The sequence below is a fragment of the Streptomyces sp. DG2A-72 genome, from assembly GCF_030499575.1.
In the GTDB taxonomy this organism is placed as follows: domain Bacteria; phylum Actinomycetota; class Actinomycetes; order Streptomycetales; family Streptomycetaceae; genus Streptomyces.
In genome coordinates, this window is record NZ_JASTLC010000001.1 from 6,123,841 (window position 1) to 6,145,443 (window position 21,603).

23 protein-coding genes, 4 tRNA genes and 1 pseudogene are annotated in these 21,603 nt (G+C 69.2%); 21 read left to right on the top strand and 7 right to left on the bottom strand.

Translation table 11 applies throughout. The features are described from left to right. Nucleotides 1–83 precede the first annotated feature (83 nt). On the bottom strand, nt 84–572 hold the full coding sequence (locus QQY66_RS29250) for a YajQ family cyclic di-GMP-binding protein (protein ID WP_301983255.1): 489 nt from the start codon (nt 570–572) through the stop codon (nt 84–86). A 220-nt stretch (nt 573–792) separates the two neighbouring features. On the opposite strand from QQY66_RS29250, the gene QQY66_RS29255 reads away from it, so the two are divergent. Both QQY66_RS29255 and QQY66_RS29260 read left to right on the top strand, forming a co-directional pair. Then, a tRNA-Tyr gene (locus tag QQY66_RS29255) sits at nt 793–877 on the top strand. Between the two features lie 110 nt (nt 878–987). Continuing rightward, nucleotides 988–1,146 (top strand): annotated as a pseudogene (locus QQY66_RS29260) (VOC family protein); the annotation flags it as partial. A gap of 6 nt (nt 1,147–1,152) precedes the next feature. On the opposite strand, the gene QQY66_RS29265 reads toward QQY66_RS29260, so the two are convergent. Next, nucleotides 1,153–3,294 carry a LamG domain-containing protein gene (locus QQY66_RS29265; RefSeq protein ID WP_301983256.1) on the bottom strand — a complete coding sequence of 714 codons (2,142 nt, stop codon included), beginning with the start codon at nt 3,292–3,294 and terminating at the stop codon, nt 1,153–1,155. 258 nt (nt 3,295–3,552) lie between these two features. On the opposite strand from QQY66_RS29265, the gene QQY66_RS29270 reads away from it, so the two are divergent. After that, entirely contained in the window at nt 3,553–3,765 is a 213-nt protein-coding gene (locus QQY66_RS29270) for a hypothetical protein (RefSeq protein ID WP_301983257.1), read from the top strand. Between the two features lie 36 nt (nt 3,766–3,801). On the opposite strand, the gene QQY66_RS29275 is transcribed toward QQY66_RS29270, so the two are convergent. Continuing rightward, entirely contained in the window at nt 3,802–4,458 is a 657-nt protein-coding gene (locus tag QQY66_RS29275) for an SDR family oxidoreductase (protein WP_301983258.1), read from the bottom strand. A 224-nt stretch (nt 4,459–4,682) separates the two neighbouring features. Continuing rightward, nucleotides 4,683–5,969 (bottom strand): amidohydrolase family protein, encoded by a 1,287-nt coding sequence (locus tag QQY66_RS29280; RefSeq protein WP_301983259.1) that lies wholly within the window; start codon nt 5,967–5,969, stop codon nt 4,683–4,685. A gap of 243 nt (nt 5,970–6,212) precedes the next feature. Here QQY66_RS29280 and QQY66_RS29285 point away from each other — a divergent pair. The 8 genes from QQY66_RS29285 to QQY66_RS29320 all read left to right on the top strand — a co-directional run bounded on the left by QQY66_RS29285 (nt 6,213) and on the right by QQY66_RS29320 (nt 11,236). Next, nucleotides 6,213–6,285 (top strand) — tRNA-Thr (locus tag QQY66_RS29285). 46 nt (nt 6,286–6,331) lie between these two features. Continuing rightward, nucleotides 6,332–6,404, top strand: a tRNA-Met gene (locus tag QQY66_RS29290). A gap of 87 nt (nt 6,405–6,491) precedes the next feature. Further along, nucleotides 6,492–6,656 (top strand): 50S ribosomal protein L33, encoded by a 165-nt coding sequence (gene rpmG, locus QQY66_RS29295; protein WP_003948671.1) that lies wholly within the window; start codon nt 6,492–6,494, stop codon nt 6,654–6,656. 148 nt (nt 6,657–6,804) lie between these two features. After that, nucleotides 6,805–7,257, top strand: a complete 453-nt coding sequence (locus QQY66_RS29300) for a MaoC family dehydratase N-terminal domain-containing protein (RefSeq protein ID WP_301983260.1) — start codon at nt 6,805–6,807, stop codon at nt 7,255–7,257. A gap of 2 nt (nt 7,258–7,259) precedes the next feature. After that, nucleotides 7,260–7,688 carry a MaoC family dehydratase gene (locus QQY66_RS29305; RefSeq protein WP_301983261.1) on the top strand — a complete coding sequence of 143 codons (429 nt, stop codon included), beginning with the start codon at nt 7,260–7,262 and terminating at the stop codon, nt 7,686–7,688. 95 nt (nt 7,689–7,783) lie between these two features. Further along, a complete protein-coding gene (locus tag QQY66_RS29310) occupies nt 7,784–8,353 on the top strand; it encodes a TetR/AcrR family transcriptional regulator (protein WP_301983262.1) in 570 nt (189 codons plus the stop codon). Between the two features lie 92 nt (nt 8,354–8,445). After that, on the top strand, nt 8,446–9,882 hold the full coding sequence (locus QQY66_RS29315) for an MFS transporter (RefSeq protein ID WP_301983263.1): 1,437 nt from the start codon (nt 8,446–8,448) through the stop codon (nt 9,880–9,882). A gap of 298 nt (nt 9,883–10,180) precedes the next feature. Next, a complete protein-coding gene (locus QQY66_RS29320) occupies nt 10,181–11,236 on the top strand; it encodes a UDP-N-acetylmuramate dehydrogenase (RefSeq protein WP_301983265.1) in 1,056 nt (351 codons plus the stop codon). 22 nt (nt 11,237–11,258) lie between these two features. Here the strand turns inward: QQY66_RS29320 and QQY66_RS29325 are convergent, their stop codons facing one another. Next, nucleotides 11,259–11,891 (bottom strand): NAD(P)-dependent oxidoreductase, encoded by a 633-nt coding sequence (locus QQY66_RS29325; protein ID WP_301983266.1) that lies wholly within the window; start codon nt 11,889–11,891, stop codon nt 11,259–11,261. Nucleotides 11,892–12,002: 111 nt separating this feature from the next. On the opposite strand from QQY66_RS29325, the gene QQY66_RS29330 reads away from it, so the two are divergent. After that, nucleotides 12,003–12,605, top strand: a complete 603-nt coding sequence (locus QQY66_RS29330) for a TetR/AcrR family transcriptional regulator (RefSeq protein WP_301983267.1) — start codon at nt 12,003–12,005, stop codon at nt 12,603–12,605. 1 nt (nt 12,606) lies between these two features. Here QQY66_RS29330 and QQY66_RS29335 read toward each other — a convergent pair whose 3' ends face one another. Together QQY66_RS29335 and QQY66_RS29340 are read right to left on the bottom strand one after the other, a co-directional pair. Further along, nucleotides 12,607–13,638, bottom strand: a complete 1,032-nt coding sequence (locus QQY66_RS29335; RefSeq protein ID WP_301983268.1) for an adenosine deaminase — start codon at nt 13,636–13,638, stop codon at nt 12,607–12,609. Nucleotides 13,639–13,865: 227 nt separating this feature from the next. After that, a complete protein-coding gene (locus tag QQY66_RS29340) occupies nt 13,866–15,092 on the bottom strand; it encodes a pyridoxal phosphate-dependent aminotransferase (RefSeq protein WP_301983269.1) in 1,227 nt (408 codons plus the stop codon). 272 nt (nt 15,093–15,364) lie between these two features. Here QQY66_RS29340 and QQY66_RS29345 point away from each other — a divergent pair. The 9 genes from QQY66_RS29345 to rplL all read left to right on the top strand — a co-directional run bounded on the left by QQY66_RS29345 (nt 15,365) and on the right by rplL (nt 21,407). After that, nucleotides 15,365–15,437, top strand: a tRNA-Trp gene (locus QQY66_RS29345). Nucleotides 15,438–15,545: 108 nt separating this feature from the next. Beyond that, nucleotides 15,546–15,824 carry a preprotein translocase subunit SecE gene (gene secE / locus QQY66_RS29350; protein ID WP_301983270.1) on the top strand — a complete coding sequence of 93 codons (279 nt, stop codon included), beginning with the start codon at nt 15,546–15,548 and terminating at the stop codon, nt 15,822–15,824. A gap of 77 nt (nt 15,825–15,901) precedes the next feature. After that, entirely contained in the window at nt 15,902–16,741 is an 840-nt protein-coding gene (gene nusG / locus QQY66_RS29355; protein WP_301983271.1) for a transcription termination/antitermination protein NusG, read from the top strand. A gap of 167 nt (nt 16,742–16,908) precedes the next feature. Further along, nucleotides 16,909–17,343, top strand: a complete 435-nt coding sequence (gene rplK, locus QQY66_RS29360) for a 50S ribosomal protein L11 (protein ID WP_155058660.1) — start codon at nt 16,909–16,911, stop codon at nt 17,341–17,343. Nucleotides 17,344–17,420: 77 nt separating this feature from the next. Further along, nucleotides 17,421–18,146, top strand: coding sequence for a 50S ribosomal protein L1 (gene rplA, locus QQY66_RS29365; RefSeq protein WP_301983272.1), 726 nt, complete (start codon nt 17,421–17,423; stop codon nt 18,144–18,146). Nucleotides 18,147–18,267: 121 nt separating this feature from the next. Next, nucleotides 18,268–19,116, top strand: a complete 849-nt coding sequence (locus QQY66_RS29370; RefSeq protein WP_301983273.1) for a hypothetical protein — start codon at nt 18,268–18,270, stop codon at nt 19,114–19,116. A gap of 87 nt (nt 19,117–19,203) precedes the next feature. After that, nucleotides 19,204–20,058: a DUF1396 domain-containing protein gene (locus QQY66_RS29375; protein ID WP_301983274.1), complete on the top strand. Its 855-nt coding sequence runs from the start codon at nt 19,204–19,206 to the stop codon at nt 20,056–20,058. Nucleotides 20,059–20,367: 309 nt separating this feature from the next. Continuing rightward, entirely contained in the window at nt 20,368–20,898 is a 531-nt protein-coding gene (gene rplJ, locus QQY66_RS29380) for a 50S ribosomal protein L10 (RefSeq protein WP_301983275.1), read from the top strand. 167 nt (nt 20,899–21,065) lie between these two features. Next, nucleotides 21,066–21,407 carry a 50S ribosomal protein L7/L12 gene (gene rplL, locus QQY66_RS29385; RefSeq protein WP_301987535.1) on the top strand — a complete coding sequence of 114 codons (342 nt, stop codon included), beginning with the start codon at nt 21,066–21,068 and terminating at the stop codon, nt 21,405–21,407. Nucleotides 21,408–21,603 lie beyond the last annotated feature (196 nt).

The following is a 21,603-nucleotide window of genomic DNA, read 5'->3' on the forward strand; positions in this document are numbered from 1 at the left end:
CATCCCCCGACCGCAGCCAGCAGGCGAGAAGGGTGGGCACCTCGCGGTGCCCACCCTTCCTCGTACGGTGTCGCAGGCGCGACTTAGCGGTAGTTCACGAACTGCAGCGCGAAGTCGAAGTCCTTGCCCTTCAGCAGAGCGATGACGACCTGCAGGTCATCACGGCTCTTCGAGCTGACCCGCAGCTCCTCGCCCTGCACCTGGGCCTTCACGCCCTTCGGACCCTCGTCGCGAATGATCTTCGCCACCTTCTTCGCGTTCTCCTGGGAGATGCCCTCCTCGATCGACGCGAAGATCTTGTACTCCTTGCCGGACAGCTGGGGCTCGCCCGCGTCCAGGGCCTTCAGCGAGATCCCGCGCTTGATCAGCTTGGACTGGAAGACGTCGAGGACAGCCTTCACCCGGTCCTCGGAGTTCGCCTCCATCAGGATCTTGTCACCGGACCACGAGATCGAGGCACCCACGCCCTTGAAGTCGTAGCGCTGCGAGATCTCCTTGGCGGCCTGGTTGAGGGCGTTGTCGACCTCCTGCCGCTCGACCTTCGAGACGATGTCGAAACTGGAGTCGGCCATGTCCTGTGGCTCCTTGTATCGGGGTGCGTATCGGGTGCGTATCGGCGTACGTGGGGGCCGCCGAGCCCGGCGTCGTCCCGGGCCGCATCCGCATAAGCCTAGCCACCCACCGTCCCCGAGCGCCGATCAATCGGGTGGCGAAGCACCCCTGTCCATCGGGTATTGTTTACGTCGTTGCCAGCGAGCACCGCGGAAAAGCGGTTCGAACGGCAGCAACCCCGGCGGTGTGCCCGAGCGGCCAAAGGGAGCAGACTGTAAATCTGCCGGCTCAGCCTTCCCAGGTTCGAATCCTGGCGCCGCCACCAGACCGATAGGGTCTGTGACCAGCAGCAATGCTGGTCACAGACCCTATCGGCGTTCCTGGTGCTGCGGCTCGACACTGTGGACTGTGCCGAGCGGGTGCCGAGCGGCTGGCCTTGACGAGGCCGAGGCCCGGCTGCTGTTCCTGGGCGCCACTTGCCCGGAACTCCAGCCGGATCCCGACCGCTTCCTGGTCCCTACCGACCCCGCGGGCCACTTCTTCTGTCTGGTCCGGTTCTGTCTGGTCCGGCCGACGCTGCGGACGACCGACTGAGTGGTGTCAGCGGCACAGGCAGGGCTCGGTCTCGTGGCCCAGGCCGATGATGTCGTCGTCACGCAGAGCGCCCGCGAACGCCTGGACCTCGTCGACGTCGCCCTTCAAGTACTCGCCCCAGCCGTCGGCTGTGCGGGCACGCCCCACTTGGAGCGGGCCGGTGCTCGTCCAGCCGTTGCGGAGCTGGGCGGTGGCCCCGGCGTTCGTGTGGCCGTCGGCGTAGAGCTTGACCGTGTCGGTCGCGTCGTCATAGACGATGGCCAGCCGCGTGCCCTGGCCGCTGCTGCCGCTCGGCATCGTGACCTGCGAGACGACCGTCTCCGGCGCGCCCGCCTCGTCCCGCTCCGGCATGATCAGCTGCCAGGCGTACGTCGACGGGTCGTAGCGGAGCTTGAACGCCTCGGTGTGCTCACCGGCCTGCGAGAGCACTGTCATCGGCCGGGTGGCGTCGGCGTCCTGAATACTGGCGACGACTCCTAGCGTGAAGCTGTCACCGGTGTCCACCGCGGGGGCGTCGAGGACCGCGTGGCCGTTCTCGCCGTCCAGTACCAGGCTCCCCTCGCCGACCAGCGGGTACGGCTTCCAAGGGCAGTCGGGGTCGATGTCGGGGAGGCAGGAGTTGTCCGGACCTCGGTTGATCGACGCGCCCGTCCCGAGCCGCAGCGGCGAACCGCCGTTCTTCTCGGGCGTGATGCCGTCGGCGGCCGTGCTGAACGACCAGTGGCCGAGCAGCTTCGGCTTGCGGTGCGCGAGCTCGGTCACTTCCTGCGGGACGACGAGACGGTCGTACGCGCGGACGTCGCCGATATCGCCGTGCCAGCGCTGCCGGTAGCCGTTCTTGCCGCGGATCCGGCCGATCTGGAACGCGCCGTCCGCCGTGACCGGCGCAGCCTTGACCTTGGTGCCGACCTCGTGGCCGTTGACGAAGAGCTGGGCGTGCCCGGTCTCGGTGTCGTAGACGCCGAGCACATAGGCCCACTCACCGGCTTCCGGAGTGCCGCCGGTCACCTTGGCGCCGCCGAGAGTGAAGGTCCAGTCTGCGGTCGCGTTCTCGGGGGCCTCCAGACCGAGGGCGTAGGCCGTGCCGGACGCGGTGTCCTGGCTCAGTACGGTCATTGCACGGCCAGTCTCCGCCGGGCGCACCCAGGCGCCCACGGCAAAGGTCTTGCCGCTGTCGACGGCCGGAGCGTCCGTGGTGAGGAAGCCGTGCCCGCTGCCGTCGAGGGTGGCCGTGGAGGTGAGCGGGGTGCCTGAGGGCACGGAGCCGCCGAAGACCACGCCGCGTCCCGCCCGGGCTGCCTGGCCCGTCTCGGCGGCTGCCGTGGTGGAGCCGGCCACGTCGGCCAGCTTCCAGCGCGAGACCGGCGCGCTCGCCGCCTTCGGAAAGAACGTGTAATCGGTGCGCCCGCTCATCCGGCCGGAGCGGTCGCGAGCCTGGACGCTGAGCCTCTGCGGGGCGTTGCTCAGCGGGACGAAGCGGATCGTGGCCGGTCCGCCGGTCTCGGACGGGCGGACGGTGCCGTGCGGGCCGCCGATGAAGCTGTACTGGTACTCGACGACGTCCGGTGAGGGGGAGTCCATGGTGAAGCTGCCGTAGACGCCGACGCCGCCGACCCACCACGTCTCCGCGGGGTACTCCGGCGAGCTCACAACTGGCGCTGCCGGGCTTTGGTCGTCGTAGACGAACCGACATGCGGCGCTGGATGTCTCGGAACTCCAGGCGGAGTTCACCGTGCCGTCGTTGGCGCGGACGTGCCAGGAGATGACCGTGTCGGCCGGAATGTCGGACGGGACGTTGATGCGGTGGATCCGGTCCGGGTAGGCAGGGCTGGTGGTGAAGGAGCGGCGGTGCTCGGCGCCGTTCGCGTCCGACCACCAGATCTCGAACTCGGCAGTGAGCTGTTCCGGGTATCCGACGCGGTCGTCCTCGACCGGATCGGTCAGCCGGGCTGTGAGGACCGGAGGATTTCCGACGTAGTCCGGCGTGTCACCTGTCGCGCAGTCCTTGAACCCGGTCTGCGGGTCCTGGACGACGGGCGGCAGGTTCTCCTTCTCCGCCGCGTACACGGTGCCCGGTGCGGCCGCCCCCAAGACCGCCGCGAGGCAACTGCCCAACAGCAGTCTTCGCTTCCTGAATCTCCCTGACATGGATGAGTACCCCTCCCCTGAATGAACGCTCGGTCGTCGGACAGCCGAGCGGCAGGAGGCTAACAGCGGCTACCGACATTGCCGATCCGGTTTTCTGGCGGTCTGTCAGATCAGGGGCATGCAGCGGAAACCGGCGCCGAAGCATGCCGACTTCTGCCGGGAACCACCGGCGCGTGAACCGTGCTTGCTTCGCCTTCCCGGTTCGAATCCTGGCGCCGCCACACGTGAGGAGACCCTCTCCCGGGGCACACTGGCCCCATGTCCACTGCTCGCAGACGCTGTCCCGAATGCCGGCGTGAGATCGCCGTCGTTGCGGGGAGGTTCGCGCGGCACGATCCGCCGGGGGCGCGGGAGAGTGGGGAGCTGGTGTCCTGCTCCGGCTCACGCAGATTCGCGGAACTCGGGGCGGCCCAGCCGTCGTTGGACGGGTACGTCGTCCCCGAGTTTCCCGGGCAGCTGCCGCTCTTCTGAGGGGCGCGGGTCCGCTCCGACCCCGCAGTCGCCCCCTCAGTTGCCCGCCACCGACTTCACCGCGACCGCCACCGGCGCCGACCCGCTGACCAACTCCAGGGTCAGGCCTGCCGTCGCCGGGGTGTCCACGAGTTCCGCCAGTACGGCGGCCACATCGTCGCGCGGGATCGCGCCGCGGCCCGTGTGGGCCTCCAGGCGTACGAGACCGGTACCGGCGTCGTTCGTGAGCATGCCGGGGCGCAGGATCGTCCAGTCGAGGGCGTCGAGGCTCTGGACGTGCGCGTCGGCCTCGCCCTTCGCGCGCAGATACACGTCGAAGACCTCGCTCCCTTCATGTGCCGGGTTCGCGCCCATCGACGACACGACCACATGGCGCCGTACGCCCGCCCGGACCGCCGCGTCCGCGAACAGGATCGCCGCGTCCCGGTCCACCGTGTCCTTGCGGGCCGCACCGCTGCCCGGGCCCGCGCCGGCCGCGAAGACCGCCGCGTCCGCGCCCTGCAGATGTGCCGCGGCCTCCTCGACCGAGGCCGACTCCAGATCCAGCAGGATCGGTTCGGCGCCGGCCTCCCTCAGATCGTCGCCCTGTTCGGCATGGCGGATGATCCCCGCCACCTCGTCTCCGCGCGCGGCGAGCAGCCGCTCAAGCCGCAGCGCGATCTGACCATGACCCCCAGCGATGACAATGCGCATGCTTCCGACCGTACGCCCGGACGGTCGCCCCCGCCGCACGACTTCAGCCACGCCCCACGGCGCGCACTCCCAGGATCGTGCGCCGGGCGCCCACCAATGCCCCGCGCTCCGCATCCCACAGCGCTCGCAACACGGTCACGCGCTCCACAACAGGGCGCACGCAACACCCGCGCACGCCTCGATCCCGACCCGGCCCGCGCGCCCCACCCCCACCACCCCAACCCTCACGACAACTCTCCGCGCCCCTGCCGAGGCAACCCCAGCTCCACCGCCACCGTCGAGTTGCAGTACTCCCGTACCGCGCTCGTCCGTGCCACCACGCGCCCCCGGTGCACCACGATCCGGCTGTACGCCAGCGACAGCGCCGCCGCCAGCCCGTCGCCCCGCACCGCGAGCAGCTCGGCCGGGAATCCCGCCTCCACACGGACCTCGGGCAGGCCGAGCACCTCACGAGCGGTCGTGCTCACCGCGTCGTAGGCGTCCTCAGGCCGCAGCCCGTAGCGAGAGGCGAGCAGATACGCGGCCTCCAGCGGGTTGCCGCGGCCGACCGGGTTGGAGACGTCACGGAGCGAGCCGCTGCCCGCGGCCACCCGTACGCCGGCCGAGCGCAGCAGCCGTACCGGAGCGGTGCCCCGGCGGTCCACGCCCCCGCAGCCGCCCTGGGGCAGGCACGCCACCGTCACTCCGGCCGCGGCGAGCTGGTCGGCGGTACGGGAGGCCACCTCGGAGGGCAGCCTGCCGAGGCCCCCGCACGGGCCGAGCGTGACCCCGGGGCGCAGCCCGCCGGCCATGGTCGCGAGGCGGGCCAGACGGGCCGGGTCGGTGGCGTCCGTGTGCAGGTCGACGGGGCAGCCGTGCTCGGAGGCGACCTCCAGGACGGCCTCGACGTAGCCCGTCGGATCGGGGTCCAGATCCGGGCAGCCGCCCACCACGGAGGCGCCCATCTTCGCCGCGTCCCGCAGTATCGCGAGCCCGTCCGCCCCCGCACGGCCGGTCAGCACACGGGGCATGGCCACCGTCATCAACTCGGTGAGCCCGCGCAGCGAACGGCGGGCCTGCAGCACGGCGCCCAGCGCGCCCAGCCCCTGCACGTCACCCACGCGCACGTGCGCGCGCAGCGCGGTCGCCCCGTGCCCGAGCTGCAGCAGCGCGGCCTCGGTCGCCCGGCGCTGGACGTCCTGGGGGTCGTACGAGACCGGACCGCCCTCGTCCGCCGACAGCGCGGTGTCGGCGTGGGCGTGCGGCTCGGCCGGGGCAGGCAGCAGCAGATAGCCGCCGAGGTCCACACGCGCGCCCGGGCCGGGCGAACCCTCCGCCGTCAGGCTCCCGGCGGTACCGACCGCCTCGATTCGCTCGCCGCCCAGCCGTACGTCCACGGTCCGGCCGTCGGTGAGGCGCGCCCCGCACAGCAGCAGGGAGGCCGATTCGGTCTGCCCGGATGAGCCCGCTGAATCCGACGAGCCCGAAGCGGACGACGACGAAGGGGGCGGCTGCGGCTGGCTGTCGGGCATCGCGCTCCAGTGGCTCGGGGACTGCGCGGAGGACGCAAGATCACACAGAGTGAGTCGAGCCTAGGGTGGCGATCAGCGCACGACGCGCAGGAGCGCAATAGTCGTACCGGCGTGGTTCGCCGAACAGGAGAGGCGCGCGGGGACGCTTCACGCGCGCGTGGCGGACCCGCGTTCGGGACGGGACGGGTGCCGCGAAACGGATTTGGGTGAACGGCGGCCGAGCGTGTAATGTCTTCATCGCTCGCCCCAATAGCTCAGTCGGTAGAGCGTCTCCATGGTAAGGAGAAGGTCTACGGTTCGATTCCGTATTGGGGCTCCGGTGTGGGAGGTTCTCGCCGCGAGGCGGGAACCGATCACATCACAGCGGTGTAGCTCAGTCGGTAGAGCAAGCGGCTCATAATCGCTGTGTCACCGGTTCAAGTCCGGTCACCGCTACTGACAGTAGCCGATTGTGGGGTCGGTCCTTCGATCGGCTACTCTTTTATGCGTTAATCGTCCTATTGTTCGTCAAGGAGCACTCACGTGGCTGCCACCGACGTCCGCCCGAAGATCACGCTGGCCTGCGTGGAGTGCAAGGAGCGGAACTACATCACCAAGAAGAACCGGCGTAACAACCCGGACCGTCTTGAGATGAAGAAGCACTGCCCGCGTTGCAACGCGCACACCGCGCACCGCGAGACGCGATAAATCAGGCTCGTACGACGAGGCCGTCCCCACATCGGGGGCGGCCTCGCGTCGTTCCACCGGCCGGAACCGACCGGTAACCGCTCGGACGGCAGCAACGCCAGCATCGGCTGCAGCAGGACCAGCTGAACTATCAGGAGGTGCCGAGCCCATGGCGCTCGACCAGTCCTTCGTGGGGCGGACCTATCCGCCCACCGACCCCTATGAGGTGGGCCGGGAGAAGATCCGCGAGTTCGCGGAGGCCGTGGGGGACACCAACCCGGCGTACACGGACCCGGAGGCCGCCAAGGCGCTCGGTCACGCCGATGTGATCGCCCCGCCGACCTTCGTCTTCTCGATCACCTTCAAGGCCGCGGGACAGGTGACCGCCGACCCCCAACTGGGCCTGGACTACAGCCGGGTGGTGCACGGCGACCAGAAGTTCTCCTACGTCCGCCCGGTGCGCGCCGGCGACCGGCTCACGGTCACGTCCACCATCGAGGCGATCAAGTCCATGGCGGGCAACGACATCCTGGACATCCGCGGCGAGGTCCACGACGAGGCGGGCGAGCACGTCGTCACCGCCTGGACCAAGCTCGTGGCGCGCGCCGCAGAGGAGGACTGAGGGTGACCGCGAAGATCTCGTACGAGGACGTGGAGGTCGGCACCGAGCTGCCGGCCCAGTCCTTTCCCGTGACCCGCGCCACCCTCGTTCGGTACGCGGGCGCCTCCGGGGACTTCAACCCGATCCACTGGAACGAGAAGTTCGCCAAGGAGGTCGGGCTGCCGGACGTCATCGCGCACGGCATGTTCACCATGGCCGAGGCGATCCGCGTGGTCACCGACTGGACCGGCGACCCGGCCGCGGTCGTCGAGTACGGCGTCCGCTTCACCCGGCCCGTCGTCGTCCCGAACGACGACCAGGGCGCCACGATCGAGGTCGCCGGCAAGGTAGCGGCCAAGCTCGACGACAACACGGTCCGCGTCGACCTGACGGTCACGAGCGCCGGGCAGAAGGTGCTGGGGATGTCACGGGCGGTCGTCCGGCTGGCCTGAGTCATGGTCTTCGGTAAGGGGCGCCCGCCATTGCGGGCGCCCCTTACCCATACCGGCTCTTGACTCAGTTAGTGATTGAGCACTAACTTACTCGCATGGTCAGGATGAGCGCAGAAGAGAGGCGCGAGAGCGTCATCCGTGCGGCGACGAACGAGTTCGCCCGTGGCGGCTATCACGGCACGTCGACCGAGGCGATCGCCAAGCGGGTCGGCGTCTCGCAGCCGTATCTCTTCCGGCTCTTCCCGGGCAAGAAGGCGATCTTCCTGGCGGTGGCCGAGCGTTGTGTCGAGGACACCATTCGCACCTTCGAGCAGGCTGCTGAGGGCCTGCACGGCGAAGAGGCCGTGCATGCCATGGCGAACGCGTACACCAAGGTCATCGCGGAGCACCCCGAGCGGCTGTTGATGCAGATGCAGATGTACGTCGCCGTGGGGGCCGCCGAGAAGGAGGGTGACCGCGAGTTCGGCACTGCGGTGCGGGACGGCTGGATGCGCCTGTGGGACACCGTTCATCTGCCGCTGGGGGCCGACGTCAGTGAGACGACGACCTTCATGGCGTACGGGATGCTCGTCAACTGCCTGGTGGCCATGGGTTTCCCGCCCGAGCACCGGGTGTGGGAGGGGATCTATTCCTCCGCGCACGCCAAGGGCCGACTCGAGTACTGAGGCAAGGAAGGACTGCCCAAGAGTCTTTTCATGACCGCAAAAGTTAGTTATCAATTACTAACCACGGAAAGTGATCACCCTCTGGGGGAGAGATGTCACAGCAGACCGCACGCCGTGGAGAGGCCGTCTGGGCCCTCGTCATCACCAGCGTCGCCGGATTCATGGCCTCCCTGGACAACCTCGTCGTCACCACCGCGCTGCCCTCGATCCGCAAGGATCTCGGCGGAGCGCTGGACGACCTGGAATGGACCGTGAGCGCCTATACGCTCACCTTCGCCGTGCTGCTGATGTTCGGCGCGGCACTCGGCGACCGCTTCGGCCGCCGCCGGCTTCTCATCATCGGCCTCACGATCTTCACCGGCGCGTCCGCAGCCGCGGCCGTCGCACCCGGCATCGACAGCCTCATCGCCGCCCGCGCGGTCCAGGGCGTAGGCGCCGCGATCATGATGCCTCTGACGCTCACCCTGCTCACAGCGGCAGTTCCCGCCGCGAAGCGCGGAATGGCGTACGGCATCTGGGGCGCCGTCAACGGACTCGCCGTCGCCTCCGGACCGCTGATCGGCGGCAGTCTCACCGAGCACATCTCCTGGCAGTGGATCTTCTGGCTGAACGTCCCGCTGGGCCTGGCCCTGCTGCCGCTCGCCCGCCTCCGCCTCGCCGAGTCCCACGGCACCGGCTCCCCGCTCGACGCCCCCGGCACCCTGCTCGCCAGCGGCGGCCTCTTCGGGATCGTCTACGGCCTGGTCCGCGGCCCCGCCGACGGCTGGACCGCCCCCCTCGTCCTGACCGGCCTTTTCGGCGGATCGGCGCTGCTCGTCGGCTTCATCCTCTACAGCGCCCGCGCCAAGAACCCCATGCTCCCGATGCGGCTGTTCCGCTCCCGGGCGTTCTCCGGGATCAACGCCGCGAGTCTGCTGATGTTCCTGGGCATGTTCGGCTCGATCTTCCTGCTCAGCCAGTACATGCAGGGAGTGCTCGGCTACTCGCCCACCGAGGCGGGCCTGCGCATGCTGCCCTGGACCGGCATGCCGATGCTCGTCGCGCCCATCGCCGGCATCCTCTCCGACCGCATCGGCGGCCGCCCCGTCGTAGCCACCGGCCTCTTCCTCCAGGCGATCGGCCTCGGCTACCTGGCCTCCGTGGTCACAGCGGACGCCTCCTACTCCATCCAACTGCCCGGCCTGATCATCAGCGGCATCGGAATGGCCCTCTACTTCGCCCCCGCCGCCAACCTGGTCATGTCCAGCGTCCGCCACAGCGAGCAGGGCATGGCCTCCGGCGCCAACAACGCCCTGCGCGAGGTCGGCGGCGCGCTCGGCATCGCCATCATGGCCTCGATCTTCTCCGCCCAGGGCGGCTACGAGACAGGACAGACCTTCGTAGACGGCCTGCGCCCCGCCCTGTTCACCGGCTCCGCAGTGGTAGCCCTGGCCGGAATCGCAGCCCTACTGATCCCGGCAAGGCGCTCCACGCACCCCCAGCAGCCGACAAAGACCGAGGAGCCGGTCCTGGAACCGGCCGCAGCCTGACAAGGAGACGGACGGTCCCACCCACCGGGTGGGGCCGTAGGCGGACCGCACCACCGCGGCCCCGCGGTCGCCCACGGCGGGAAGGGGACGCGGTGGGGGTGTCCGCCCGCAGCGGTTGTCGCGTCAACACGGGCACCTCTGTGAGCGACCGAGCCGCGACGTTCCGAGGACGGACACCCCCACCGCGTCCCCGACCCACCACAACCCGAAGGCGCTACGCGCACCCCCACACACCCGCACCCCCGCCGGGAGGCATCGCCACCGAAGCCCCCACTCACCGTCTCGTACTCTTGAGCCCGTGCAGGAACTCCACGACGCCCCCCTGGCCCCCCTGACCACCTTCCGGCTGGGCGGCCCCGCCACCCGCCTGGTCACCGCGACGACCGACGCCGAGGTGGTCGCCGTCGTACGGGAAGCCGACGACAACGGAACGCCCCTGCTGCTCATCGGCGGCGGCTCGAACCTGGTCATCGGCGACAAGGGCTTCGACGGCACGGCCCTGCGCATCGCCACACAAGGCGTCGAACTCACCGGCACCACGCTCGAACTGGCCGCCGGCGAGGTATGGACGGACGCCGTCGCCCGCACCGTGGAGGCCGGGCTCGCCGGCATCGAGTGCCTGGCCGGCATCCCCGGCTCGGCAGGCGCGACCCCGATCCAGAACGTCGGCGCGTACGGCCAGGAGGTCTCCTCGACGATCACCGAGGTCGTCGCCTACGACCGAACGACCCGCGAGACGGTCACCCTCCACAACACCGACTGCGCCTTCTCGTACCGCCACAGCCGCTTCAAGGCCGACCTCGAGCGCTACGTCGTCCTACGCGTCCGCTTCCAACTGGAGGACGCCGACGGCCTCTCCGCCCCCCTCACGTACGCCGAGACGGCCCGCGCGCTCGGCGTCGACCCCGGCGACCGCGTGCCCCTCACCGCCGCCCGCGAGACCGTACTCAAGCTCCGCACCGGCAAGGGCATGATCCTGGACCCCGAGGACCACGACACCTGGTCGGCCGGCTCCTTCTTCACCAACCCGATCCTCACCGACGCGGAGTTCGCCGAGTTCCACGCGCGCGTGCACGCCCGGCTCGGCGAGGGCGTGGAGCCGCCCGCCTATCCCGCAGGCGACGGCCACACCAAAACCTCCGCCGCCTGGCTGATCGACAAGGCCGGCTTCACCAAGGGCTACGGCACCGGCCCGGCCCGCATCTCCACCAAGCACACCCTCGCCCTCACCAACCGCGGCGAGGCGACCACCGAGGACCTGCTGGCGCTCGCCCGTGAGGTCGTCGCCGGTGTTCGCGAGACCTTCGGGATCACGCTGGTCAATGAGCCGGTGACCGTGGGCGCGACCTTGTAAGGATCAGTAGGCGACGTGGGGGTCAGTACGCGACACCCACACCCTGCTTCACCGTGCCCGGCTCGTCCGCCATCGCCAGCATCGCGTGAGCCACGTCCGCGCGGCCGATGAAGCGGCCCTTGGCCGGAGTGCCGCCGACGACCGTGCGGTACCTGCCGGTGAGCGGCTTGTCCTGAAGCCGGGGCGGGCGCACCGAGGTCCAGTCGACCGCGCTGCGGGCGAGCTCCGCCTCCATCTCCCTGAGGTCGTCGTAGACGTCCTTGAGGATCGCGGAGACCAGACCGCGTACGGCGCGGTCGAGGGGGCTGTCCCGCTCCGGGGCCGGCCCGAGCGGAGCCGCGCTCACCACCAGCAGGCGCCGCGTGCCCTCCGCCTCCATGGCCCGCAGCACCGTGCGCGTGAGGCGGGCGGCGACACCGGCGTCCTTACGGCTGCGTGCGCCGAGGCCCGAAAGGACCGCGTCCCGGCCGGTCACCGCGGGGCGCAGCGCTTCCGGGTCCGTCACGTCCGCCCGGAACACCTCCAGGCCCGTGCCCGTCACCGGAAGCCGAGCGGGATCCCGTACGACCGCCGTCACCTGGTGCCCGGCGGTCAGCGCCTGCCGGACGATCTCCTGCCCGATGCCGCCGGTGGCACCGAAAACCGTGAGGTTCATGGGTGGTTCTCCCATCTCCGCAATCCGGGTGGGTGAGTGTTCACTCACCCTGCCTGACTCCAGGGTGGGTAAGTACTCACCCACCCGTCAAGCCCGGTAAGGTCCGCCCTCGTGGAATCCGTGCAGAAACCCGCCCGCGTCCGCATCCTCGACGCCGCCCACGAACTGATGCTCACCGTCGGCCTGGCCCGCGCCACCACCAAGGAGATCGCCAAGGCGGCCGACTGCTCGGAAGCCGCGCTCTACAAGCACTTCGCGAGCAAGGAGGACCTGTTCATCCGCGTCCTCGCCGAGCGGCTGCCTCGCCTTGGCCCCCTGCTGACCAGCCTCGCCGCCGAACCGGGCCGGCACACGCTGGAGGAGAACCTCACCGAGATCGCCCGCCAGGCCGCCCTCTTCTACGAGCAGAGCTTCCCGATCGCCGCCTCGCTGTACGCCGAGACCCAGTTGAAGCGACGGCACGACGACGCGATGCGGCAGATGGGCATGGGACCGCACAAGCCCATCGAGGGCCTGGACGCCTACCTCCGCGCCGAGCAGGACGCGGGCCGCGTCCGCGCCGACGCCGACACCTTCGCCGCGGCGTCCCTGCTCCTCGGCGCCTGCGCCCAGCGCGCGTTCGCCTACGACGCGACACCGGAAGGCGTACGGCCGCCCCTGGACACCTTCGCCCGGAGGCTCGCCCGCACGCTCCTGGCCGGCGTCACCGCGTGAGCTACGCTGCCAGCCAGTCGTCCACGCCCGACAGCAGCTTGCGCCGCACATCCTCCGGCGCCGCGGAAGCCCGTACCGACTGGCGGGCCAGCTCCGCCAACTCGGCGTCCGTGAAGGCGTGGTGGCGGCGGGCCAGCTCGTACTGGGCGGCCAGCCGGGAGCCGAAGAGCAGCGGGTCGTCGGCGCCCAGCGCCATCGGGACGCCCGCCTCGAACAGTGTCCGCAGCGGGATGTCCTCCGGTTCCTCGTAGACGCCGAGGGCCACATTCGACGCCGGGCACACCTCGCAGGTCACCCCCCGGTCGGCCAGCCGCTTCAGCAGCCGCGGATCCTCCGCCGCCCGTACACCGTGCCCGATCCGGTTCGCGTGCAGGTCGTCCAGGCAGTCACGCACCGACGCCGGGCCGGCCAGCTCACCGCCGTGCGGGGCCGACAGCAGGCCGCCCTCGCGCGCGATGTGGAACGCGCGGTCGAAGTCCCGCGCCATGCCCCGCCGTTCGTCGTTCGACAACCCGAAGCCGACCACACCCCGCTCCGCGTACCGCACCGCCAGCCGGGCCAGCGTGCGGGCATCCAGCGGATGCTTCATCCGGTTCGCGGCGACCAGCACCCGCATCCCGAGCCCGGTCTCCCGCATCGCCGACTCCACCGCGTCCAGGATGACCTCCAGCGCCGGAATCAGACCGCCCAGCCGAGGGGCGTACGACGTCGGGTCGACCTGGATCTCCAGCCACCCCGAGCCGTCCTTGATGTCCTCCTCCGCGGCCTCCCGCACCAGCCGCTGGATGTCCTCGGGCTGCCGCAGACACGAGCGCGCCGAGTCGTACAGCCGCTGGAAGCGGAACCAGCCCCGCTCGTCCGTCGCCCGCAGTCTCGGCGGCTCCCCGCTCGTCAGCGCATCGGTCAGCGCGTCGGGCAGCCGCACGCCGTACTTGTCGGCCAGCTCCAGCAGGGTGGTGGGCCGCATCGAGCCGGTGAAATGCAGGTGCAGATGGGCTTTCGGCAGCCCCTGGATGTCTCGAACGGTCTCCATCAACTCTCCGTGTGCGCTGGGCTCCGCTCCGTGCCGCAAGGTGCCGGGCAGGGCTTGTCCGCCGCTGGGCGTCAGCCAAGTGGGAAGCACCGAAGGGGCGGAGTCACCCCAGGATCCTGCCGTAGAAAATCCTGGACAGGCAGCGAGTTCACCGAACGGGCGCGTGCCTGAACGCACAAGCGGGCCCCCGGAAGACCAGCCGGAGGCCCGCTTGTGCGCCGTGCACGTCAGTCCCTGGCCTCCGCCAGCAGCTTCTGGATCCGCGAGACACCCTCGACGAGATCCTCGTCACCCAGGGCATACGACAGCCGCAGATACCCCGGAGTGCCGAAGGCCTCGCCGGGTACGACCGCGACCTCGGCCTCCTCCAGGATCAGCGCGGCCAGCTCGACCGAGTCCTGCGGGCGCTTGCCGCGGATCTCCTTGCCGAGCAGACCCTTCACCGACGGGTACGCGTAGAAGGCGCCCTCCGGCTCCGGGCACACCACGCCGTCGATCTCGTTGAGCATCCGCACGATCGTCCTGCGGCGCCGGTCGAAGGCCTCGCGCATCTTCGCGACCGCGTCCAGGTCGCCGGAGACCGCGGCCAGCGCCGCCACCTGGGCGACGTTCGACACGTTCGACGTGGCGTGCGACTGGAGGTTCGTCGCCGCCTTCACCACGTCCTTCGGGCCGATGATCCAGCCCACCCGCCAGCCCGTCATGGCGTACGTCTTGGCCACCCCGTTGACCACGATGCACTTGTCGCGCAGCTCGGGCAGCAGCGCGGGCAGCGACACGGACGCCGCGTCGCCGTACACCAGGTGCTCGTAGATCTCGTCCGTCATCACCCACAGGCCGTGCTCCGCGGCCCAGCGGCCGATCGCCTCGGTGTCCTGCTCGCTGTAGACCGCGCCGGTCGGGTTCGACGGGGAGACGAAGAGCACGACCTTCGTCTTCTCCGTGCGCGCCGCCTCCAGCTGCTCCACGCTCACCCGGTAGCCGGTCGTCTCGTCCGCGACGACGTCCACCGGCACACCGCCGGCCAGCCGGATCGACTCCGGGTACGTCGTCCAGTACGGCGCCGGGACGATGACCTCGTCACCCGGGTCGAGGATCGCGGCGAAGGCCTCGTAGATCGCCTGCTTGCCGCCGTTGGTGACCAGGATCTGCGACGGGTCGACCTCGTAGCCGGAGTCGCGCAGCGTCTTCGCGGCGATCGCGGCCTTCAGCTCGGGGAGGCCACCCGCGGGCGTGTAGCGGTGGTACTTCGGGTTCTTGCAGGCCTCGATCGCGGCCTCGACGATGTAGTCCGGGGTCGGGAAGTCGGGCTCGCCCGCGCCGAAGCCGATCACCGGACGCCCGGCGGCCTTGAGGGCCTTGGCCTTGGCGTCCACGGCGAGGGTGGCGGACTCGGAGATCGCGCCGACTCGGGCGGAGACCCGGCGCTCGGTGGGAGGGGTTGCAGCGCTCATGGGCCCCATCGTTTCAGACCGGAAACCTGCCCGGCACGCGGGTTTCACGGACTGAACAACACCGGGCCGCTCGCTGAACAAGCGTCCGGAACCGGCCCGCGGCCAGGGTGATCTTCGGCCATGCCGTCACTTACAAAGCCCCTACGGGCACTTTCTGTTCGACGCCCGGCCGCAGAACACGTACACTCTCACCTCGTTGGCCTCATACGGGCCGCGCTCACCCGGTGCACACCGAGCATCCGGGCGGATGCGGTACGTTTGGGGAGAACCAAAGGGTCGTAGCTCAATTGGTAGAGCACTGGTCTCCAAAACCAGCGGTTGGGGGTTCAAGTCCCTCCGGCCCTGCTACACACACCTTCGCCAGGATGTGTGCGCATGTACGTACAGCAGCAATGCGCCGTGCGGCTCAGACCGGGCGCGGCACGGCCACGACCCGGAATCAGGTGAGGACGAATGACGGACGCCGTGGGCTCCATCGACACGCCTGATGCCCAGGACGAGACGCCGAAGCAGGGCCGCAAGGGCGGCAAGCGCGCAAAGAAGGGCCCGCTGAAGCGGCTCGCGCTCTTCTACCGCCAGATCGTCGCGGAACTCCGCAAGGTCGTCTGGCCCTCGCGCAACCAGCTGACGACGTACACGACCGTCGTGATCATCTTCGTCGTCATCATGATCGGTCTGGTGACTGTGATTGACTTCGGACTAGACAAGGCCGCCAAGTACGTCTTCGGCTGAGCCGAAAGCGAAGGGCGCCGTACCCGGCGCCCCTATTCGCGCGTTCCACCCCATGTATCCAGGAAGAAGCAGCCACCGTGTCTGACCCGAACGTGAACGACGCCATCGAGCCGGTCGAGTCCGTGGAAGACGAGCTCGAGATCGTCGAGGGTGCCGACGACGACCTGGACGAGGTCGAGGCTGCCGACACCGCCGAGGGTGAGCCCGCCGAGGAAGCCGCCGTGCACGTCGAGGACGAGACGGACGAGGCCGAGGCGAGCGAGGAAGAGGCGACCGAGGAAGAGGAGCCGGCCGAGCCGGTCGACCCCGTCGCCGCCCTGCGCGAGGAACTGCGCACGCTGCCCGGCGAGTGGTACGTCATCCACACCTACGCCGGCTACGAGAACCGCGTGAAGACCAACCTGGAGCAGCGCGCCGTCTCGCTGAACGTCGAGGACTACATCTTCCAGGCAGAGGTGCCGCAGGAAGAGGTCGTCCAGATCAAGAACGGCGACCGCAAGACGATCAAGCAGAACAAGCTCCCGGGCTACGTCCTCGTCCGCATGGACCTGACGAACGAGTCCTGGGGCGTCGTCCGCAACACCCCCGGCGTCACCGGCTTCGTGGGCAACGCCTACGACCCGTACCCGCTGACCCTGGACGAGATCGTCAAGATGCTCGCCCCCGAGGCCGAGGAGAAGGCCGCCCGCGAGGCCGCCGAGGCCGAGGGCAAGCCCGCCCCGCAGCGCAAGGTCGAGGTCCAGGTGCTGGACTTCGAGGTCGGCGACTCGGTCACCGTCACCGACGGCCCGTTCGCCACGCTGCAGGCCACCATCAACGAGATCAACGCCGACTCGAAGAAGGTCAAGGGCCTCGTGGAGATCTTCGGCCGGGAGACGCCGGTCGAGCTGTCCTTCGACCAGATCCAGAAGAACTAGCACCTTCTGGACGTACGCCTTCCGAACAGGTCAGACAGGCTGCTGAAGCCGGTCTGACCTGCTCGGTTTTTGGCCGCGCAGGGATACCCGTTATCGTTGTGCGGTATGCCTCCATCCGGATGATCGGGTGGCAGGCGATCACCTCTCACTAGGACCCGGAGAGAGCAATGCCTCCCAAGAAGAAGAAGGTCACGGGGCTCATCAAGCTCCAGATCCAGGCCGGTGCCGCCAACCCGGCGCCGCCGGTCGGCCCCGCGCTGGGTCAGCACGGCGTGAACATCATGGAGTTCTGCAAGGCCTACAACGCCGCGACCGAGTCGCAGCGTGGCTGGGTCATCCCGGTGGAGATCACGGTCTACGAGGACCGCTCCTTCACCTTCGTGACCAAGACGCCGCCGGCCGCCAAGATGATCCTCAAGGCCGCGGGCGTGGAGAAGGGCTCCGGCGAGCCGCACAAGACCAAGGTCGCCAAGATCACCGAGGCGCAGGTCCGCGAGATCGCCACCACGAAGATGCCCGACCTCAACGCCAACGACATCGACGCCGCCGCGAAGATCATCGCCGGTACCGCCCGTTCCATGGGCATCACGGTCGAGGGCTGAACCCCAACCTCCAGCAGCAGAAGTGGCGGGGCCTGCTCGGCCCGGACCACGACTCCTAAGAATCCCCAGGAGCAGTAGTGAGCAAGCGCAGCAAGTCTCTCCGCGCTGCGGACGCCAAGATCGACCGGGAGAAGCTCTACGCCCCGCTCGAGGCCGTCCGTCTCGCCAAGGAGACCTCCACGACCAAGTTCGACGGCACCGTCGAGGTCGCCTTCCGTCTGGGTGTCGACCCGCGCAAGGCCGACCAGATGGTCCGTGGCACCGTGAACCTCCCGCACGGCACCGGTAAGACCGCCCGGGTCCTGGTCTTCGCGACCGGCGACCGTGCCGAGGCCGCGCGTGCCGCGGGCGCCGACATCGTCGGCGCCGACGAACTGATCGACGAGGTGTCGAAGGGCCGTCTGGACTTCGACGCCGTCGTCGCCACCCCGGACCTCATGGGCAAGGTCGGCCGCCTCGGCCGTGTCCTCGGCCCGCGTGGTCTGATGCCGAACCCGAAGACCGGCACCGTGACCCCGGACGTGGCCAAGGCCGTGACCGAGATCAAGGGCGGCAAGATCGAGTTCCGCGTCGACAAGCACTCGAACCTGCACTTCATCATCGGCAAGTCGTCCTTCGACGACACCAAGCTGGTGGAGAACTACGGCGCCGCGCTGGAGGAGATCCTCCGTCTGAAGCCGTCCGCCGCCAAGGGTCGCTACATCAAGAAGGCCGCCATCACCACCACGATGGGCCCCGGCATCCCGGTCGACCCGAACCGCACCCGCAACCTCCTCGTCGAGGAGGACCCGGCCGCGGTCTGAGCCCCACCGGCTCGCTGACGTCCGGCGACGGGCCCCACACCTTCCGAGGTGCGGGGCCCGTCCCCTTTTCGCGCTCCGCTGGGTTAGCGTGCGAGCAGGGCAACGCACGGGGGTGGAACGCATGAAGAGGACTACGGCACACTGCCTGGCCCTCACGATCGCGCTGACGGCAGCGGCCGGCTGCACCTCCTCCGACGGCCCCGACGAGGACGACGGGGACCGGCGCAAGCCGCCCCGCGCCCTCCTCGCCGCCCTGCGCTCCGTGGAACGCTCCACCGACGGCGCCGACTCGGCCAAGGTGGAGTCCACCACCGTCATGGGCACTGAACTGTCCCTCGAAGCCGACGGCGCCCTCGGCTGGGGCGACGGCCTCACCGGCACCCTGACCATCACCTACACCGGCGGCACCACGGCCGAGACCATGCGCGACCTCGGCGTCACATCGATGGAGGCCCGCTATCTCCCCGATGCCTACTACGCCCGGATGGGCGACACGTTCGCCGAGCAGACCGGCGGCAAGCACTGGATCCGGTACGCCTACGACGATCTGGACGACCTCGGCGGCGGCGCGGCCGCGAACTTCGCGGACCAGATGCGCAGCGCCGCTCCCAACCAGTCGGTGAAGCTTCTGCTCGCCTCCGCGGACGTACACAAGATCGGCGAGGAGAAGGTGCGCGGCAAACACACCACGCACTACTCCGGCACGGTCGCCGTGGGCGACCTCGCCGACGCCGAGTTGAAGGAGCTGCTGCAGCAGGCAGGCGTCACCACCCAGACCGTCGACATCTGGGTCGACGACCAGGACCTGCTGATCAAGAAGACCGAGCAGGGCCGACTGGCGACCGGCCACCTCACCCAGACCGCGTACTACAGCGACTACGGCGTTCAGGTCACCGCCGCCGAGCCGCCGGCCTCCGACACCGAGGACTTCAGGGAACTACTGAAGAAACAGGGCGGCAGCGCCTCCTGAACCCCAGGGAATTCAGCGGCCCCCTCAAGCCCGTTGGGATACGCTCGCGAGCCTGTGAATCGGCCGTGTGTTCCTTGGGGGGAATCGATGAAGACTGCTGTACGCCGTTCCGTACGACGCCGGGCGACGGGCACCGGACTTGCCGCGCTGCTGCTCGCGGGGGGTGCCGTCGGCTGTGGCACCGAGCAATCGCCGGACATGACGCCGGTGGCCGCTGTCGCCAAGGCCGCCGAGAAGACGGAGGAGATCACCTCCCTGAGCTATCGGATGCGCGGCGAGGTACCGGGCGATGGCCGGGTCGAGGCCGAGGCCGCGATGCGCATGGAGCCGATGGCGATGAGCATGAGGATACGGATGCCCGACGACCCCGAGATCAAGGGCGCGGTCGAGATGCGCATCATCGGCAAGGCGCTGTACATCGGCGGCGAGGCGACCGCCAAGCAGATGGACGGCAAGAACTGGATGAAGCTCGACGCCTCCGAGTTGGGTGGCGGCGAGCATCGGCTGGGCGCCGACACGGCCGGTGTCGCCCAGGTCGAGCGGAACCCGGCCGCCGAATCCGCCTTCCTCACCGGCGCCGACGACGTCACCGAGGTCGGCACCGAGACGATCGACGGGGTGAAGACCACCCACTACAAGGGCACGATCACCCTCGACGACATGCGGGACAGCCTCAAGGACGAGGACAAGAAGACTCGCGAACGGCGCGAGAAGAGCCTCGAACAGTACGAGGACATGGGCGTCGACAAGCTCACCATGGACATGTGGGTCGACGGTGAGGACCACACCAAGCAGTTCCGCATGCGTGGCGACGCCGACAAGGGCACTCTCGACATGACCGTCACCATCTCCGACCTCAACGAGCCGGTCACCGTCCAGGCCCCGCCCGCCAAGGACACCATGGACCTCGGCGAGATGATGAAGGAACTCGAGAAGGCCTGAGCCTCGTACGAACCGGACGCCCTGAGCACCGTACGACCGGATTTGCTTGTCGGCGATCCGGTCACGTACTCTCCTACAGAAGCCAAAGACCGCTGGTCGTTGCCGTGCGCTCGCGAGAGGGTGCGGTGGCCGAAGGATCCGCTGAAAACCGCGGACGACCCGCGCAGGTGACTGTGGAAGTGCTCCTGGAGTGCCCGTGTCTCATGGGAATTCCGGTCGAGCTACGCCCCGTGCGCCTGCGCCGGGGCGTTTCGTCTACCCCAGCCCCTTCCGAGCGGTCCTCATCACCCGGAAGGAGGCCGACGCTCTATGGCAAGGCCCGACAAGGCTGCCGCGGTAGCCGAGCTGACGGAGCAGTTCCGCAGCTCGAACGCCGCTGTGCTGACCGAGTACCGGGGTCTCACCGTGGCGCAGCTCAAGACGCTGCGCCGTTCGCTCGGTGAGAACGCCCAGTACGCCGTGGTGAAGAACACGCTGACCAAGATTGCGGCCAACGAGGCCGGGATCACGACGCTCGACGACCTGTTCAACGGTCCGACGGCGGTCGCCTTCGTCACCGGTGACCCGGTGGAGTCGGCGAAGGGTCTTCGTGACTTCTCCAAGGACAACCCGAACCTCGTCATCAAGGGCGGTGTCCTTGACGGCAAGGTGCTGTCCGCCGACGAGATCAAGAAGCTTGCGGACCTCGAGTCCCGCGAGGTTCTGCTCGCCAAGCTGGCGGGCGCCCTGAAGGGCAAGCAGACGCAGGCTGCTCAGGTCTTCCAGGCGCTCCCGTCGAAGCTCGTCCGCACCGTGGACGCGCTTCGCGCCAAGCAGGACGAGCAGGGCGGTGCCGAGTAATTCGGCTCGCGAAATGACCGCCGCCTGAGGCTCCGCGCCTTTGGGCAACGGTCGTAGCGGGCCGAACGTACGCCCGCCAGACATGTACACACGGCACCAGCCGAATTAGTGGAAGGAAAGCCATCGTGGCTCTCACCCAGGAAGAACTGCTCGCCGAGTTCGAGTCGATGACCCTGATCCAGCTCTCCGAGTTCGTGAAGGCGTTCGAGGAGAAGTTCGACGTCACCGCTGCCGCCGCCGCGGTTGCCGTCGCGGCCCCGGGCGCCCCGGGTGCCCCGGCCGAGGCCGCCGAGGAGAAGGACGAGTTCGACGTCATCCTCACCGGCGCCGGCGACAAGAAGATCCAGGTCATCAAGGTCGTGCGCGAGCTGACCTCCCTCGGCCTGAAGGAGGCCAAGGACCTGGTGGACGGCGCCCCGAAGCCCGTCCTCGAGAAGGTCGCCAAGGACGCCGCCGAGAAGGCCGCCGAGTCCCTCAAGGGCGCCGGCGCCTCCGTCGAGGTCAAGTAACACCTCACGGGTCCTCGAGGATCCGTTGCGAGGTGATACAGCCGTAGGGCTGTAACGCGAGCGCACCGAAGAGCGATCATCCATCCGGGTGGTTGCTCTTCGGCGTTCCCGGTGCCTGGTGGTGGCGGCCTTGCACCGGCGGAGGCGCGGAGTATGGTGATCTTCGTCGTGTCTCCGGGCACCTCCGAAGCCGGCT